15 protein-coding genes are annotated in these 16,114 nt (G+C 56.0%); 7 read left to right on the top strand and 8 right to left on the bottom strand.

The genetic code is table 11. From position 1 onward, the window contains the following. Nucleotides 1–50: 50 nt before the first annotated feature. From atpA to IQ265_RS19080, 8 genes are all read right to left on the bottom strand, one after another. Nucleotides 51–1,568: a F0F1 ATP synthase subunit alpha gene (gene atpA / locus IQ265_RS19115; protein ID WP_194056490.1), complete on the bottom strand. Its 1,518-nt coding sequence runs from the start codon at nt 1,566–1,568 to the stop codon at nt 51–53. A gap of 80 nt (nt 1,569–1,648) precedes the next feature. Next, a complete protein-coding gene (gene atpH / locus IQ265_RS19110) occupies nt 1,649–2,206 on the bottom strand; it encodes an ATP synthase F1 subunit delta (protein ID WP_194056488.1) in 558 nt (185 codons plus the stop codon). Between the two features lie 2 nt (nt 2,207–2,208). Next, a complete protein-coding gene (locus IQ265_RS19105) occupies nt 2,209–2,730 on the bottom strand; it encodes a F0F1 ATP synthase subunit B (protein WP_194056486.1) in 522 nt (173 codons plus the stop codon). Between the two features lie 68 nt (nt 2,731–2,798). Continuing rightward, nucleotides 2,799–3,290 (bottom strand): F0F1 ATP synthase subunit B', encoded by a 492-nt coding sequence (locus IQ265_RS19100; protein WP_194056484.1) that lies wholly within the window; start codon nt 3,288–3,290, stop codon nt 2,799–2,801. Nucleotides 3,291–3,414: 124 nt separating this feature from the next. Further along, nucleotides 3,415–3,660, bottom strand: coding sequence for an ATP synthase F0 subunit C (gene atpE, locus IQ265_RS19095; RefSeq protein WP_194021618.1), 246 nt, complete (start codon nt 3,658–3,660; stop codon nt 3,415–3,417). A gap of 162 nt (nt 3,661–3,822) precedes the next feature. Continuing rightward, on the bottom strand, nt 3,823–4,572 hold the full coding sequence (gene atpB, locus IQ265_RS19090) for a F0F1 ATP synthase subunit A (protein WP_194056482.1): 750 nt from the start codon (nt 4,570–4,572) through the stop codon (nt 3,823–3,825). 70 nt (nt 4,573–4,642) lie between these two features. Beyond that, nucleotides 4,643–5,020 (bottom strand): ATP synthase subunit I, encoded by a 378-nt coding sequence (locus IQ265_RS19085; protein WP_228038111.1) that lies wholly within the window; start codon nt 5,018–5,020, stop codon nt 4,643–4,645. 227 nt (nt 5,021–5,247) lie between these two features. Beyond that, on the bottom strand, nt 5,248–6,507 hold the full coding sequence (locus IQ265_RS19080) for a class I SAM-dependent methyltransferase (RefSeq protein WP_194056478.1): 1,260 nt from the start codon (nt 6,505–6,507) through the stop codon (nt 5,248–5,250). 631 nt (nt 6,508–7,138) lie between these two features. Between IQ265_RS19080 and IQ265_RS19075 the strand changes: the two genes are divergently transcribed. The 7 genes from IQ265_RS19075 to IQ265_RS19045 all read left to right on the top strand — a co-directional run bounded on the left by IQ265_RS19075 (nt 7,139) and on the right by IQ265_RS19045 (nt 16,046). Continuing rightward, the gene (locus tag IQ265_RS19075) at nt 7,139–10,351 is read left to right on the top strand and encodes a phycobilisome rod-core linker polypeptide (RefSeq protein ID WP_194056476.1); all 3,213 of its coding nucleotides are present in this window, start codon (nt 7,139–7,141) and stop codon (nt 10,349–10,351) included. A gap of 414 nt (nt 10,352–10,765) precedes the next feature. Beyond that, on the top strand, nt 10,766–11,251 hold the full coding sequence (gene apcA, locus IQ265_RS19070; RefSeq protein ID WP_035986290.1) for an allophycocyanin subunit alpha: 486 nt from the start codon (nt 10,766–10,768) through the stop codon (nt 11,249–11,251). Nucleotides 11,252–11,315: 64 nt separating this feature from the next. Continuing rightward, complete coding sequence (gene apcB / locus IQ265_RS19065) at nt 11,316–11,801, top strand: allophycocyanin subunit beta (RefSeq protein ID WP_017299911.1); 486 nt, start codon at nt 11,316–11,318, stop codon at nt 11,799–11,801. A 265-nt stretch (nt 11,802–12,066) separates the two neighbouring features. Next, complete coding sequence (locus IQ265_RS19060; RefSeq protein ID WP_017299912.1) at nt 12,067–12,270, top strand: phycobilisome linker polypeptide; 204 nt, start codon at nt 12,067–12,069, stop codon at nt 12,268–12,270. 233 nt (nt 12,271–12,503) lie between these two features. Beyond that, entirely contained in the window at nt 12,504–13,721 is a 1,218-nt protein-coding gene (locus IQ265_RS19055) for an FtsW/RodA/SpoVE family cell cycle protein (protein WP_194056474.1), read from the top strand. A gap of 77 nt (nt 13,722–13,798) precedes the next feature. Then, a complete protein-coding gene (locus tag IQ265_RS19050) occupies nt 13,799–14,542 on the top strand; it encodes a cytochrome c biogenesis protein CcdA (protein WP_194056472.1) in 744 nt (247 codons plus the stop codon). A gap of 85 nt (nt 14,543–14,627) precedes the next feature. Next, nucleotides 14,628–16,046 (top strand): cytochrome c biogenesis protein, encoded by a 1,419-nt coding sequence (locus IQ265_RS19045; RefSeq protein ID WP_194056470.1) that lies wholly within the window; start codon nt 14,628–14,630, stop codon nt 16,044–16,046. Nucleotides 16,047–16,114: the final 68 nt, after the last annotated feature.

Below are 16,114 nucleotides of genomic sequence, written 5' to 3'. Positions count from 1 at the left end.
GTCGAGAGTCGAGGTGCTGCCTTAGGCAGCACCTCGACTAAAACAGGAGATTAGACGGCTGCCATGAAGGCTTGCTTGGCTTCAGCGATCGCGTCCTTGAGAATGGCTTCGCTCTCGTCGCCGAGCTTCTTCTCGCTGCGAATCAGTTCGCCAAACTTGGGCTTGCTGTTGCGGAGGTAGTCGCGCAGCGACTTAGCAAAAGCCGTCACCTGATCTACGGGCACCTCATCCATGTAGCCATTGATGCCTGCGTAAATGATGGCCACCTGCTCTTCCACCGGCAGGGGAGAGTACTGGGGCTGCTTGAGCAGTTCGCGCAGACGAGTACCACGAGCCAGCTGCTTCTGGGTAGCCGCATCTAGGTCAGAGGCAAACTGCGAAAACGCCTGCAGCTCGTCGAACTGAGCCAGCTCCAGTTTCACCTTACCGGCCACCTGCTTCATCGCCTTGATCTGGGCTGCAGAGCCTACCCGCGATACCGAAATGCCGGCGTTAATAGCGGGGCGTAGACCCGAGTTAAACAGGTCAGAGGAGAGGAAGATTTGACCGTCGGTAATCGAAATTACGTTGGTCGGAATGTAGGCCGATACGTCACCCGCCTGGGTTTCAATCACGGGTAGGGCGGTCATGCTGCCCTCGCCCAGCTCGGGGCTGAGCTTAGCCGCCCGCTCTAGCAGACGAGAGTGCAAGTAGAACACGTCGCCGGGGTAAGCTTCACGACCGGGCGGACGACGCAGCAGCAGCGACATCTGGCGGTACGCCTGGGCTTGCTTGGTGAGGTCATCGTAGATGATCAGGGTAGCCTTGCCTTTGTACATATAGTACTCAGCCAGGCTAGCACCGGTGTAGGGCGCTAGATACTGAAGCGGTGCGGGGTCGTTGGCGTTAGCCGCAACCACAATGGTGTATTCAAGGGCACCGCGCTCGCGCAGCACGTCTACAATTTGAGCCACCGAAGCCGCTTTCTGACCAATGGCCACGTAGACGCACACCACGTCCTCAGACTTTTGGTTGAGGATAGTGTCGATCGCGATCGCAGTCTTACCCGTCTGACGGTCACCAATGATCAGCTCGCGCTGACCACGACCGATGGGAATCATGGCGTCGATAGCGGTGATGCCGGTCTGCAGGGGCTCATAAACCGACTTGCGGGCAATAATGCCGGGGGCAGGAGATTCAATCAGACGGGTTTCAGTGGTTTGTATATCGCCCTTGCCGTCAATCGGGCGGGCCAGAGCATCCACAACGCGGCCCAGCATGGCCTCACCCACGGGAACCGAGGCAATTTTGCCGGTGGCGGTAACGGCGCTGCCTTCCTTGATGTTGATGCCGTCGCCCATCAGCACCGCGCCCACGTTGTCTTCTTCCAGGTTGAGGGCGATCCCTACGGTGCCGTCTTCAAACTCCAGCAGTTCGCCGGACATAGCGGTCTCGAGGCCGTAGATGCGGGCGATACCGTCACCCACCTGCAGCACCGTACCCACATTGGAGACCTTGACCTCCTGGTTGTACTGCTCGATTTGCTGCTTAATAATGCTGCTAATTTCGTCAGGTCTGATACTAACCATAGGACTTGCTCTGGATAAACCTACATAAACACGAGACGTCAGAGAAAATGCCCCACCAAAGGGCAAACTAGATCGATGGGCTAGGCGGTAGCCGCTAGCTGCATGCCAATGCGACGCAGCTGCCCTTTGAGGCTGGCGTCGATCACCTGAGAGCCAACCTTAATGATCAGTCCCCCAATCAGGGATGGGTCAATCTGGATCGACAGCTCGACGCTGTTGGCCCCGGTCATGGCCTTGACGCGATCGCGAATCGCGTTCTGCTGATCGTCGGTGATCTCGACTGCAGAGGTTACATCAGCCAAAACAGTCTGGTTACGCTCCCTCAGCAAAGCTCGGTACTGCTGAAGCACGGGCTGCAGGAAGGCTATCCGACCCCTGTCAACTAGCAGCATCAGAAAGTTCAGCAAAAAGCCGCTCACGTTTCCTTCCGCAATCTGGCGCAGCACCTCTTTTTTAGAATCGGGAGCCATCAGTGGGTTAGACAGAAACCCGATTAGCTCGTCAGAACTGGCCAGTATCTCCAGCAGATTGGCGACTTCGTCACCTACCTGGTCAGCAGCGTTGTTATCATCAGCCACCGACATCAGAGCCTTGGCGTAGGGACCAGCAATTTCAGAACTCAGCGTTGTGTCGTTCATGGCTATTCTCCTTTAAGCGAGGCAATACTGGAATCCACCAGACGCCGCTGCAAATCGTCGTTCAGCCGATCGGGCAGAGCGGCCTCGCTGCGCTCGATGGCCAGGGCTGCAATCCGCTGCTGCAACTCTCGCATGACCCGAGCTTCCTGAGAGCTGAGGTCTTGAGCGGCATTAGCTCGCATGCGCTCTACGTCGATCTGAGACTGCTTTAAGATCTCCTCACGGCTGCGCTCTGCTGTTGTCTGGGCTTCGGCCAAAATCCTTTTAGCTTCTGTTTGAGCCTGGGCCAGCTTCTGCTGCTGCTCTGCCAGCGCGGCGGCGGCCTCCTGCTTACGCTGCTCGGCCTCAACAATCGCTGTTTTAATCGCCGACTGGCGGGTCGATAGGGTTTTCCCTAAAAACTTGCCGCCAAAGTAATACAGCACGCCAATAATAATGACCAAATTAATCAGGTTGGTTTCTAGGATGTTGAAATCCACACCAAAACCACCTGCTTCCGCCGCCAGTAACCAACCAATAGTCATATCCCTACTTTCCGTCAACGACGCGGGCAACTCCGGAAGGGCTAAACCATCCCGCCGTTACCAATAGCCTAGGCCGCTAAAGAACCCAGCAGCTTATCTAAAATTTGCTGACTCAGACCATCCACCTGCTGCTCTAAGGTGGCCATTGCCTGATTCTTTTGCTCGTCTAGCTCGCGCTGCACCTGCTCCCGCTGGGCCTGGGCCTCCTGCTGAGCAGCAGCAACGGTTTGAGACGCAATTTTTTGCGCTTCTTCCTGGGCCTCGGCAATTACCGCTTGGGCCTGGCGACGGGTCTCAGCTAGCTCCTGCTGATACTGCTTAGCAATTTGCTCGGCCTTGGCCAGGCGCTCTGCCGCATCAACCTGATTGGAACTAATGTAACCGTCACGCTCGTCTAAAACTTTACCCAGAGGCTTGTAGAACAGCGCGTTGAGCGCCACCGCCAGCAGCACAAATTGCACTGCCATCAGCGGCAGAGTGGCGTCAAGGTCAAATAGACCACCGCCTTCTTCAACCGTTTCAGCGGCTTCAACCGCTAGTAACCAAACAAAATTCATCATTGTGGGTATGCCCTTTAACCCGGCCCAGGGCCAGCACTACAGAGTGAAATTCCACAGAGGAAATCGCAAGTATCAATAGGCAGGGAAAGGTACAAAAACCTCTCCCTAGCCCGCCGATGACTATCTACGCGAAGGGGTTGGCAAACAGCAGCACTAGGGCTACTACCAGACCGTAGATGGTGAGTGCTTCCATGAAAGCCAAGCTCAGCAGCAGGGTGCCGCGAATCTTACCTTCAGCTTCGGGCTGCCGAGCAATACCCTCTACCGCTTGACCAGCTGCATTACCTTGACCAATACCAGGGCCGATCGCTGCCAGACCAACGGCCAGAGCGGCTGCAATTACGGAAGCGGCTGCAATAGTAGAATCCATGTCTTACCTCGATTTGGACAATCAACAACTCGTTAATCAGGTCGTAGACAACGCTCGATAGGCGTTTCTTGTCAGTGCGGCCCTAAGACCACGTCGGCTGGCAGCACCTGCCCTACCAGCCAATACCAAACTGAATGCCCCTAAGAGAAAGTCACTTCGGGGTCATCCATGCTCTTCACCACCATGCCCCTCAATGGCCTCGCCGATGTAGGCCGCAGCCAGGGTTGCAAAGATCAGCGCCTGAATAGCACTGGTGAACAGACCCAGGACCATAACCGGCAGCGGTACGAAGAGAGGTACCAGCAAGACCAGCACAGCGACCACAAGCTCATCGGCCAGGATGTTTCCAAACAGACGGAAACTGAGGGAGAGAGGCTTGGTGAAATCTTCCAAAATGTTGATGGGCAGCAAGATGGGCGTTGGTTCGATGTACTTGGCGAAGTACGCCAACCCACGCTTGCTGAAACCCGCATAGAAATAGGCCAACGATGTCAACAGGGCCAGGGCCACAGTGGTGTTGATGTCGTTAGTGGGAGCGGCCAGCTCACCTGCCGGCAGGTGAATTAGCTTCCACGGAATCAGCGCCCCAGACCAGTTGGACACAAAGATAAATAGAAACAATGTGCCGACAAACGGAACCCAGGGCCGGTATTCCTTTTCGCCAATCTGGTTTTTGGCCAAGTCACGGATGAACTCCAGGGCGTACTCCATGAAGTTCTGCAGACCGGACGGTATGCGCTGAATGTTGCGGGTGGCCAAAAATGACACCAGCAGCAGCACGCCAATGACAAACCACGAGGTCAAAAAGACTTGACCGTGGAGCTTGAGGCCACCAACCTGCCAGTACAAATGCTGGCCGACCTCTAGCTCTGCCAGGACTAAGGGATGAATCATTAACATATTGAGCGCCATCTCTTAAATCAACTTTTCCTTAAGACCTACCAGGAAAAAGCATGCTATGCTGGGGAACCACCGATCTAGGTCAACCAGGTTCCTGGAATGACTCTGACGATGATTTTGGCAGCACCGCAGTCCAGAGGGTGTAAGCAATTAACGCCCCCTTGTAGGTCAAAAAACCCAGAAAAACGGGTACGACCTGAAGCTGCTGCCACTGAGTAGCTACCAGAACCAATCCAACCACGAGGGCCAATCGACCACTGCCTAGCCTGGCGCTTCCGCGCCCGATGTTGGCCACGCTTTTTGCCAACATCCTCAAGTAAACCACACCGCCGCACGCTCCTATTAAATAATTCAGAGCAATTGGCAGCGAGTAGACTAGCCACACGGAAACAAAGATGACGCCGCTGAATGACAGGGTGGTCAGCAGCAAGTTTTGCTGCAGCTGGTAGTACTCTGCCATGGCATCTGCTGAAGCTGGAGGAAGATCTTGACCGTCGGTTTGACCTGGGTCTTGGTCTACCTCTGCTGGAGCAGTAGGGTCGGGGTGTTCGGAGGGCAATGGGGCCACGAAAGCGCCTAATCCTTAGCCGTTAAAGGGTTTTACCTGCTCACGCAGGCCATGGGAGATCATATCACGGCAATAATACTTAATAGACGCTTCCCAAAAGTAAATCTGTTATCTTCAGCCTAACTTTGCGGGCGGTGCTGTGGCAGATGCAACAAGATCAGCTGACGCTTGTGCAGCTGGCGCACGTCCTCAAGGGTTAACTCGCTTTGGCTGAGTAGGTCTGCAACGGTGGCTGAGGGCTGACTGTGAGGGCTGTTTTGGCGATCGCCCTCTTGGGCCGGTCTTTGACCATCGCAGGCCTGCAAAAACTCAAACTCCTTCTTGTCTAGCGAAATGATTTGATAGTTGTGATCGAAGATGCTCTGGCTGGGCCAGCCCTCCATACAGGGATTTCGGGTGGGAATGGCCGCTAGCAGGTCAGTGTCGTTCTCCCAAGTAACACGAGGGTAGGGGGGGCGAGCCAGGAACCACTCAAAGTGGGTGATCTCTGGATCGAGCAGTTCGACCAGGCGGTACTGGTCTTTTTCGGGAAGCTGCTGGGCACGCGCCAGCAGGGCGGGATCTGAGGCTAGCAGGCGATCGATCTGCCAGATGTGAGGGTTTGAGAAGTCTACGAATTCCAGCCCCGATGCCTCAATCAGCTCAAACAAACTATCGAGGGTGTAGTCAACCTCCTGGGGATGGACGTACATATCGGCGAAGCACTCGTCGCGATGGTTTTCCATCGCCCATCGATCGCGCTCTCGCTGCTTGAGCCGGTTGCCCTCGGGCAGAGTAGCGAAAATTTGGCGGCCCACCTGTACCCCGTCGCGGTAGTCGCCCCGCTGGCTGCCCTGAACTAACGCGATCGCCCGCTGCATCAGCGAAATTTCCCAGCGACCGATGGCGGCGTATACAAATAAATGAATAAACCCGCCAGGGGCCAGCTTGGTTGCCAGCGCCTGCAGCCCCTTGAGCGGATCGGGCATGTGGTGAATAACGCCAACACAGTTGATCCAATCAAACTCGCCCTCGATTTGATCCACGTCGTAGATGCTGAGCTGGCGAAATCGAACGTTGGTGGCCCCGGAGGACTGGCAGCGCTGGGTGGCGGTGGCGATCGCCCGCTCGCTCAAATCAATGCCCAGTACCTCTGCCTCTGGATTGAGATGACTAATATATTCGGTGCTGACCCCAGTACCACAGCCCGCGTCTAGCACGCGCACGGAGGCTGCGTCAGGGGCTGCCCCCGTACAAAAACTGTGCACCGTAGGCCAGTACCAGCGCCAGTTGTACCCCGGCGGAGCCTCGTCGAGAATTGGCTCCGGCGGAAAGGGGTAGGTGTTGTACAGGCGAGCAACCGCATCGCTGACCACCTGGGTTGTTGTCAAGTCGTCCATGGCTAGTTTGTCAATTTACGTTACACAACAGTTACATCAAGGAAATGCTCAATCGAGAGGGGTGGCCCCAGCAATGTTGTGCCTGACCCTACAATACTTGCGCCGGTCGCTGCCGGGCGATCGCAACCGTTGGTATAGAACCTGACGGGCCGACTTCCCCGCCACCCTTATTCCCTATCGTTACAGTGGGTCAGCCAAAGCAAACCCTTTCTGAAAGCGGCTTTCAGAGCTGTCGGAGTCTCAGCTTTATCACGAAACGTTACAAAACTTATCCGCCTTCTCAGGGGTGTAGTGACCATCATCTATGATGGCCAAAGGCATTTAATCAGTCGGATGTTACACAGTTTTTAATAATCTGTGTTGCTGTCCTGAAACGGTTTAATCTGATTCCAGGTCAGCGAACAGCCCGCCATCCATAGATACCGCATTCGGTGCCCGGCCTTGGGTACCCGGCAGGTGAGGTTAACAACGCTTTACCTTCAAGCAGGTTCAGTGATTTTGCCCTCGCTCAGGGAGCCTTCCTGATCGATGTCCCTGACCAGTGCAGGATTCTGCGCCCTCTACCTCTAATCGATTGATAGATTCTTTAATTGATGCCGTCATTGTCCGCATAGGGAGCCTTTGAAAACGCATGAGTGTTAAAGCAAGTGGTGGAAGTGCACCGGCGCGGCCCCAGCTCTACCAAACTCTGCCAGTGGCCACGATTTCCCAGGCCGAGCAGCAAGATCGCTACATGGGCCGAGGTGAGCTAGAAGAGCTATCAGGCTTTTTTGATTCCGGCCTGAAGCGGGTGCAGATTGCTGAAATCTTGACCCGTTACTCCGAGTTGATTGTCTCCCAGGCGGCCAACCGCATCTTTACCGGTGGGTCTCCCCTGGCTTATTTAGAGCGAGTCGAAAGCGAGTCGCCGGTCGAAAAAACTCGAGCTGGCACCGTTTTAAATGAATCCGAGGCTTCCCGGTTGGGCACCTCAACTTTCATTGAAAGCGGCGGCGGCCTGTTTCAGAACCTGTTTAGTTCTACGCCCTCGGGGCCGGTTCCCCCTGGGTTCCGCCCGATTAGCGTGTCTCGCTACGGCCCCAGCAACATGACCAAGTCGCTGCGCGACATGAGCTGGTTCCTGCGCTACGTAACCTATGCCATTGTGGCGGGTGACCCAAATATTATTGCGGTCAACGTGCGCGGTCTGCGAGAAATTATTGAGGGTGCCTGCTCCTCAGCGGCGACCATCGTAGCCATTCAGACCATGAAAGCAGGGGCTCTGCGCTATCTGAGTGGTGACTCTGAGGCCCAAGGCATTGTGGATCAGTACTTCGACGTGCTGTTGAGCGAGTTTAAAGCGCCAACCCCGTCAAACAAAGTGCGCCAGCGTTCCTCCAACGACCTGCAGGGTCTGGAACTGCCTCAGATTTACTACAATGCTGCTGAGCGTCGGCCCAAGTACGCGATGAAGCCAGGGCTGTCGGCGGTCGAGAAAAATGACGTGGTAAAAGCTGCCTATCGTCAGGTCTTTGAGCGCGACATTACCCGAGCCTACTCCCTGTCGGTCTCTGACCTGGAGTCGAAGGTGAAGAACGGCGAAATCTCCATGAAGGAGTTCGTGCGTCGCCTGGCCAAGTCGCCTCTGTACCGCAAAAATTTCTACGACCCCTACATCAATAGCCGTGCCCTAGAACTGGCTTTTCGCCATATTCTCGGCCGCGCGCCCAGTTCCCGCGAAGAAGTGCGCGACTACTTCTCCATTGTGTCTAACGGTGGTCTGGCGGCTCTAATCGATGCCCTGGTCGATTCAAAAGAGTATTCCGACTACTTTGGCGAAGAGACCGTACCCTACCTGCGCGGTCTGGGTCAAGAAGCCCAAGAGTGCCGCAACTGGGGACCTCAGTTTGACCTGTTCAACTACAGCGCCCCCTTCCGCAAAAAGCCGCAGTTCATTACGCTGTTTGCGGCCTACGAGCAGCCTCTGCCCGACCAGCACCCCTACGGCTCGGGCAATGACCCGCTGGAGATTCAGTTCGGGGCTATCTTCCCCAAGGAAACCCGCGATGTCAGTGCTACTCCAGCCTTCTTCAACAAAGACACCCGCCGCATTCTGATTCACCGTGGCCCTGGCATCAACAACCAGTTGAGCAACCCTGCGGCTCGGCCTGAGAATCCCGGTTCGCTGGGAGCCAAGGTGTTCAAGCTGGATCAAATTCCTAGAACCGGCAACACTCAGAACAGCATCCGCTATTCTGAAAGCTCGACCCAGGCCATCATTAGCGCCGCCTATCGTCAGGTATTCGGTCGCGAAGTGTACTCGGGGCAGCGCTCTAGGGTCGCCGAGATCAAGCTGGAGAATGGCGAAATTTCGATGAAGGAGTTTATTCGGGCGATCGCCAAGTCCGAAGCCTTCCGCAAGACCTACTGGTCATCGCTGTACGTGATGAAGGCGGTGGAATACATCCACCGTCGTCTATTAGGGCGGCCCACCTACGGCCGCAATGAAACCAACGCCTACTTCGACATCTGTGCCAAAAAAGGGTTCTATGCCCTGGTCGACTCAATTATCGACAGCCAGGAGTACAACGAGGCCTTTGGGGAAGACACCGTTCCCTACGAACGCTACCTGACGCCCAAAGGTCTGGCTCTGCGCAGCATGCGGGCTGGCAGCCTGGCTGAGAGAGGCATGGTTCCTGCCGTCGATACCAGCGTTCCTCGCTTTGTAGAACTCGGTGCAGTCAGCGAAGAGCGGGCCATTCCTGAGGTTCAGCGTCGCCTGACCCAGGGGGTTAACCGCCAGCGCCAGCAGACCAAGGTGTTTAAGCTCACCTCCCTGGTCGACAAGCCAAACCTCAAGCTGGTTACCGCCGCTGCCTATCGGCAAATTTTTGAGCGCGATATCGCCCCTTACATTGTTAAGAGCGAGTTTACGGCGCTTGAGAGCAAGCTGGGCAACGGTGAAATCAACCTGAAGGAGTTCATTGAAGGGCTGGGTTGTTCAACGCTCTATATCAAAGAGTTCTACGCGCCCTACCCCAACACTCAGGTAATTGAGTTTGGCACCAAGCACTTCTTGGGCCGTGCCCCGCAGGATCAGGCGGAAATTCGTAAGTACAACCAGGTGTTGGCCAGCGAAGGGATTCGAGGGTTTATTCGGGCGATGCTCAATACTCCCGAATACGCCGAAAACTTCGGCGAAGACACGGTGCCCTACCGGCGCTATCCCACGCTGCCAGCGGCTAACTTCCCCAACACTGAAAAGCTCTACAACCGTCTGACAAAGCAAAATCGCGATCTCATCGTGCCGAGCTTTGCCAGCGCCAAGACCGGTATGGATGCCGCCGATATGCCATTGATGGCAGGGGCAGTAGCCTCTCAGGAGGCCAGTTCTGCGGAGCTAGCAGCAACGGTGGGGCGGGCTTCGGTTGAAGCTGACGTACCCGTCGCCGGACCGACGACGCGGTTCTATCGTCACCAGCCGGGGGCTAGCCCTGAGCAGCTCGACCAGGTACTGGCAGCGGTCTATCGCCAGGTGATGGTGCTGCCCACGGGAGAAATTCCGGCTGAATGGCGACTGAGCGAGGTTGAGGCAGGGTTACAGAGCGATCGCATCACCCTGCGCGAGTTCATTCGTCATCTTGTGCAGTCTCCTGCCTACCAGGCACGGTTTGTGGCTGCTTACCCAGCTGCCAAGCTCGTGGCTATCATGGGCCGTCAGCTGCTGGGCCGCAGCCTGGAGGATGCTGAGTACGGGGCGATCGCAGCCCAGCAGGGAGCCATGGCTGTTGCCGAGGCCATGCTCAACTCTGCTGAGTATCTGCGTTACTTTGGCGAACAGGGCGTACCCTATCGCCGTGCCTAGTAGCCACTAAAGCTTAAAGGGGATGGTTTAGGCCATTCCCTTTAAGCTGGTGCAATGACTATTCAGTAGTTAAGGTCAACTGGTTTTTAAGCTAAGGCATTGTCCTAGCTGTAAAGCTACTCGAATTTGTTGCGAAATATTAAAACCGGGTTCTAAATTGCATCCGGTTTATAGTTTTTTGGAGGCTTTAGGCGTTTTTCTAGGCCTCTAGGATGGCGTTGCCGTCGACTCTTCGAGAACCTGAGGAAAACTGTTACAAAATATTTCGCTGCTTTGAAGAAGGCTTACACGATACCGGACAATTAATCGGGAAGGCCGCCAGAACCGAGGTTCTGTATAGAGTTAGCTCTGGCCCTGCACCCTTAAATGCCAGTTTCATACTAATCTGGTCATATTTTTCGGAGGAATCCATCAATGAGTATTGTCACGAAGTCAATCGTGAATGCCGATGCTGAGGCTCGTTACCTCAGCCCCGGTGAACTGGATCGCATCAAGGGCTTTGTTACTTCTGGCGAGCGCCGTCTGCGGATTGCTCAGGTGCTGACCGAATCCCGCGAGCGCATCGTTAAGGAAGCTGGCAACCAGCTGTTCCAGAAGCGCCCCGATGTTGTTTCTCCCGGTGGCAATGCCTACGGCGAAGAAATGACCGCCACCTGCCTGCGCGACATGGACTACTATCTGCGCCTTATCACCTACGGTGTGGTCGCTGGTGATGTCACCCCCATCGAAGAGATTGGTCTGGTGGGCGTGCGTGAAATGTACAACTCCCTGGGCACCCCCATCCCCGCTGTGGCTGAGGCTGTCCGCTCCATGAAGGCTGTTGCAACCGGGCTGCTGTCCAGCGATGATGCCGCTGAAGCCGCGTCCTACTTCGACTATGTTGTCGGCGCTATGCAGTAGTCGCAGCTGCGCTACTCCGTCGATTCGTTGTTGAGATTACGTCAGTTCTAAGGAAGCTTCACCAATGCAAGACGCAATTACTTCTGTTATCAACTCCTCCGATGTGCAGGGCAAGTACCTGGATGGGTCTGCTCTCGACAAGCTCAAAGCCTACTTCCAAACCGGTGAACTGCGGGTTCGTGCCGCCAGCACCATCAGCGCCAACGCCGCTGAAATCGTGAAGGAAGCCGTGGCTAAGTCCCTGCTGTACTCCGATATCACCCGTCCCGGCGGCAACATGTACACCACCCGTCGCTATGCTGCCTGCATTCGCGACCTCGACTACTACCTGCGCTACGCAACCTACGCCATGCTGGCTGGGGATCCCTCCATCCTGGATGAGCGTGTGCTCAACGGCCTCAAGGAAACCTACAATTCCCTGGGTGTACCCATCGGCGCTACCGTCAACTCCATCCAAGCCATGAAAGAAGTGACCGCTAGCCTGGTGGGCGCTGACGCTGGTAAGGAAATGGGCGTTTACTTTGACTACATCTGCTCTGGCTTGAGCTAGTTCAAGCTCATCCATTGCGCTTTAGCTAGTAGCTAAAGTGACCTTAGGCCAGAGTCAGGGGCGAGTGTTGAGGACACTAGGTTGTGCTGTACTGTCTTCCTGCTGTCCATAGCATTGGCTTTCGACTCTGGCTTTTCAGTGTTTCTAACCAGTCCAGCTCAGGATCCGGTGTTTTTGCCGCTGGCAAAGCTCCGCTCTTGAATTTAGATTCGGGCTTGGATTGGCTTTATATCTGTCCCGTGAGATAGCAGGAGAGTTTTCGGCCATGCGCATGTTTAAGATTACCGCTTGTGTTCCTAGCCAAACCAGGATCCGTACCCAGCGGGAACTGCAAAATACTTTTTTCACTAAACTAGTGCCCTACGACAACTGGTTTAAAGAGCAGCAGCGGATTCAAAAAATGGGCGGCAAAATCGTTAAGGTCGAACTGGCTACGGGGCGACAAGGGGCCAATACTGGCTTGCTCTAATGGCTGGATTCCGAGCGGTTCCCTCACAGGGGTCGTAAAGGCATCCGATAAAAATTCTTACTGCATTATTTCTAATGCTGCGATACGCGCAGGGTTGGCTAAAGGGCTAACCCTGCCGTTGTTTTTTGAGGGGATATTTTGTGATTTGGCCTGATCAAAAATCACAAAAATAGTCCCCTCCGCTATACTTGGCCCTTAAAAGAGTTGGCCCTTGGGCGCGCGGGGTAGTAGGTGTGAACATTGCTCGATTGGTTCCATGGATTGACCCCACGGTAGGTCAGTGGTCGGCGGAGGCGCGCTGGTTGCGGTGGCTAACCTTTCTATGGTTGGGAGGCGGTCTGCTAGTGTTGTTTTCGGCCTCCTACGCGGTGGCAGTGGTAGAGCACGGCTATGGGCTGCACTACGTCCTGGTGCAGCTGCTTTGGGTGGTCATTGGGTTGGTCATCTTTAATCGCATTGTTCACATGTCCCTTGATCGCCTGCTCCAGGGATCGGGCATTGTGCTACTGGTGCTGGTGGGGCTGGTGGCACTAACCTTAATTCCTTCCCTTGGCGTGACGGTGAATGGGGCGACTCGGTGGCTACCGCTGGGGCCGTTTATGATTCAGCCCTCGGAACTTATTAAGCCCTGCCTGGTCTTGCAGGGGGCGCGGTTGTTTGGCCGCTGGCCGCAGCTTACCTGGTCAACCCGCCTTACCTGGCTAGGCGTTTTTGCTGCCATCTTGGGTCTGGTTTTGCTGCAGCCCAACCTGAGTACGGCTGCCGTTTGCGGCCTCACCCTCTGGCTCATCGCCCTTGCGGCGGGAATTCCCTACGGCTACCTGCTGCTTACTGCTGGTGGTGGACTGTTGACGGCGGGGGTGAGTATTAGCCTCAAGGCCTACCAGCGCCAGCGTATTACTTCCTTTTTAAATCCTTGGGCTGACCCCGGCGACCAGGGCTACCAGTTGGTGCAGAGTCTGCTGGCGATTGGCTCAGGCGGGTTCTGGGGGCAGGGTTTTGGGCTGTCTCAGCAAAAGCTGTATTCACTGCCAATTCAGTACACCGATTTTATTTTTGCGGTATTTGCCGAAGAGTTTGGTTTTGTGGGCTGTCTGGTGCTGCTGGCGCTACTGGGAATCTATGCTTCTGTAGCTTTGCTGGTGGCGCTACGGTTAAAACAGCCCCTACACCGGCTAGTGGCGGTGGGAGCTATGGTGGTATTGGTGGGGCAAGCACTGCTGAATATGGGCGTGGCAACCGGGGTGCTGCCTACGACAGGTCTGCCCTTTCCCCTACTGAGCTATGGCGGTAGCTCGATGGTGGCTAGCCTGGTGACGGCGGCGTTGCTAGTACGAGCCGCGCGGGAGATTAATCTGGAAGCACCGGTGCCTTTGGAGAGAAAGTCAAAAGCTAACGCTCGGAAACGATTGTCTCTACGCGTCTTAGATGGCGGTAATCTTTTGCCTTAAAACGGGGCTGAAAAAACTGAGAGCCGGTTGCGAGATTGTTACAATAGGGGGTGCTTCTGCACTTCACTACTTCGGCAATGCTCCAGAGCCTTCAGCTTTATTTGTATGACATTGCCCAGTGGGCCAACCAGTTAGTTAACGACCAGTTGACTCAGGTATCTTGGGTGAGTCTGTCGGTGGTGGGGCTGGCGGGCTTGCTGACCAGTTTGTCGCCCTGTTTGCTATCGATGTTGCCCATCATGGTGGGCTATATGGGGGGCTACGAGAGCGATCGCCGCCGTGATGCAGTCGGGCGATCGCTCGCCTTTGCTCTGGGCCTGGCCACCACCCTGGCGGTGCTGGGGCTGATTGCGGGGCTCTTTGGCTACGTCTACGGCCAGGTGGCCTGGGGGCTGCCGGTGGTGGTGAGCCTGGTAGCCATTGTGATGGGGCTAAATCTGTTGGGAGTGGTTCCCCTGGCGTTACCCGCTGGCGTAGGCCCCACCTTCGAAGGCTGGAACTTGCCGCCCTGGCTGCGGGCCTATGCCCTTGGCCTTACCTTTGGCATTGTGGCATCGCCCTGCAGTACCCCGGTGTTGGCCACCCTCCTGGCCTGGATCTCGACGACGCAAGATCCTGTTTTGGGCGGTGCGCTGCTGCTGGCCTACGCTGTGGGCTACGTGACCCCCCTGGTGCTGGCGGGCACCTTTACCGCCAGCCTCAAGCGGCTGTTAGATCTGCGCCAGTGGTCAAGCTGGGTCACTCCGGCTAGCGGGGCGCTGCTGCTGGGGTTCGGGGTCTTTTCGCTGCTGTCGCGGCTGCTGCCGTCTGCCTTGGTTTAGGCGTCCAGATTTAAAGTTGTAAGGACGAGTGCAAGGTTGACTGGTGTAGGTGTACTGACCTGTTTCAACGGATACTAAAGGTACTATGGCCCCATCTGACGCTCCCCGTGACTCCCTGCGGAATGCAGTGCGCGATTACTTTCGGCAAGACCTGCTGCCGCTGCTGGCGGATCTGCGGCTGGCGATCGTGCTGCTGCTGGCGATCGCGGCGTTTAGCGTTAGCGGTACCGTGATTGAGCAGGGCCAAACCCTGGAGTTTTATCAGACCAACTATCCCGACGATCCGGCTCTGTTTGGCTTTTTGAGCTGGAAGGTGATTTTGATTAGCGGGCTAGATCACGTCTACCGCACCTGGTGGTTTCTAGCGCTGCTGATTGTGTTTGGAGCCAGCCTGATTGCCTGCACCTTTACCCGCCAGTTCCCGGCCCTGGGCGCAGCACAAAACTGGAAGTACTACAGCCAGCCGCGTCAGTTTCAAAAGCTGGCCCTAAGCGCCGAACTCAGCGAAACCAATCTCACCGCTCTGTCGGCTCGGCTAGCTAAAAGGCGCTATCGGGTGTTTCAGGATGGCTCTCAGCTCTACGGGCGCAAGGGAATTGTGGGCCGCATTGGCCCGATTGTGGTGCACGCCAGCATGATCCTAATCTTGCTGGGAGCCATTTGGGGGGCCATGACCGGCTTTTTTGCCCAAGAGCTGGTGCCCAGCGGCGAGACGTTCCAAATTCGCAATATTTTTGATGCCGGTCCCTGGGCTGAGCCCCAAATTCCTAAAGACTGGTCGGTGCGGGTAAACCGCTTCTGGATTGACTACACGCCTGAGGGCAAGATTGACCAGTTTTACTCTGACCTATCGGTGCTCAACCAGGCCGGCAGCGAAGTCGATCGCAAGACGATTCACGTCAATGAGCCCATGCGCTACCGGGGCGTGACGCTTTACCAGGCCGACTGGGGAATTGCGGCGGTGCAGATCAAGCTCAACAACAGCCCTGTGCTGCAGCTGCCCATGCAGCCGCTAGAAAATGACGGCCCCCGGTTTTGGGGCACCTGGCTACCCACCAAGCCCGACATGAGCGAGGGCGTTACCCTGCTGGCTAGCGACCTGCAAGGGTCAGTGCTGATCTATGACAATGCAGGGCAGCTAATTTCCACCGTTCGCAAGGGTATGGTGGCGGAGGTGAATGGGGTCAGGCTGACGCTGGTGGATGTGGTGGGCAGCACCGGCCTGCAAATTAAGGCCGACCCTGGTATTCCGATGGTGTACGGCGGCTTTGGGCTGCTCATGCTGGGGGTAATCATGAGCTATGTCTCCCACTCCCAGGTGTGGGCCCTAGAGCGGGATGGCACCATTTACGTGGGCGGCAGAACCAATCGCGCCCAGGTGACCTTTGAACGCGAGCTGCTGGCGCTGTTGGCAGAATTGTCTGCTCAGTCTGCGCCAGATTCGGGTAGAGATGCCAACGAGGGCACTGATAGTACTGAATTGGCCCAGGTTCCGGTAATCTAACTGGGTTGAAGCTTTGGCGGCCTGGCCGTTTGCTTCATTAATCTCCCCAGTCGGGTTGAGGGGCGCAG

Origin of the sequence: Nodosilinea sp. LEGE 06152 (assembly GCF_015207525.1) — a bacterium.
In the GTDB taxonomy this organism is placed as follows: domain Bacteria; phylum Cyanobacteriota; class Cyanobacteriia; order Phormidesmidales; family Phormidesmidaceae; genus Nodosilinea.
The sequence above is the reverse complement of the archived record's forward strand: the minus strand, read 5'-3'. Positions and strand labels throughout refer to the sequence as shown.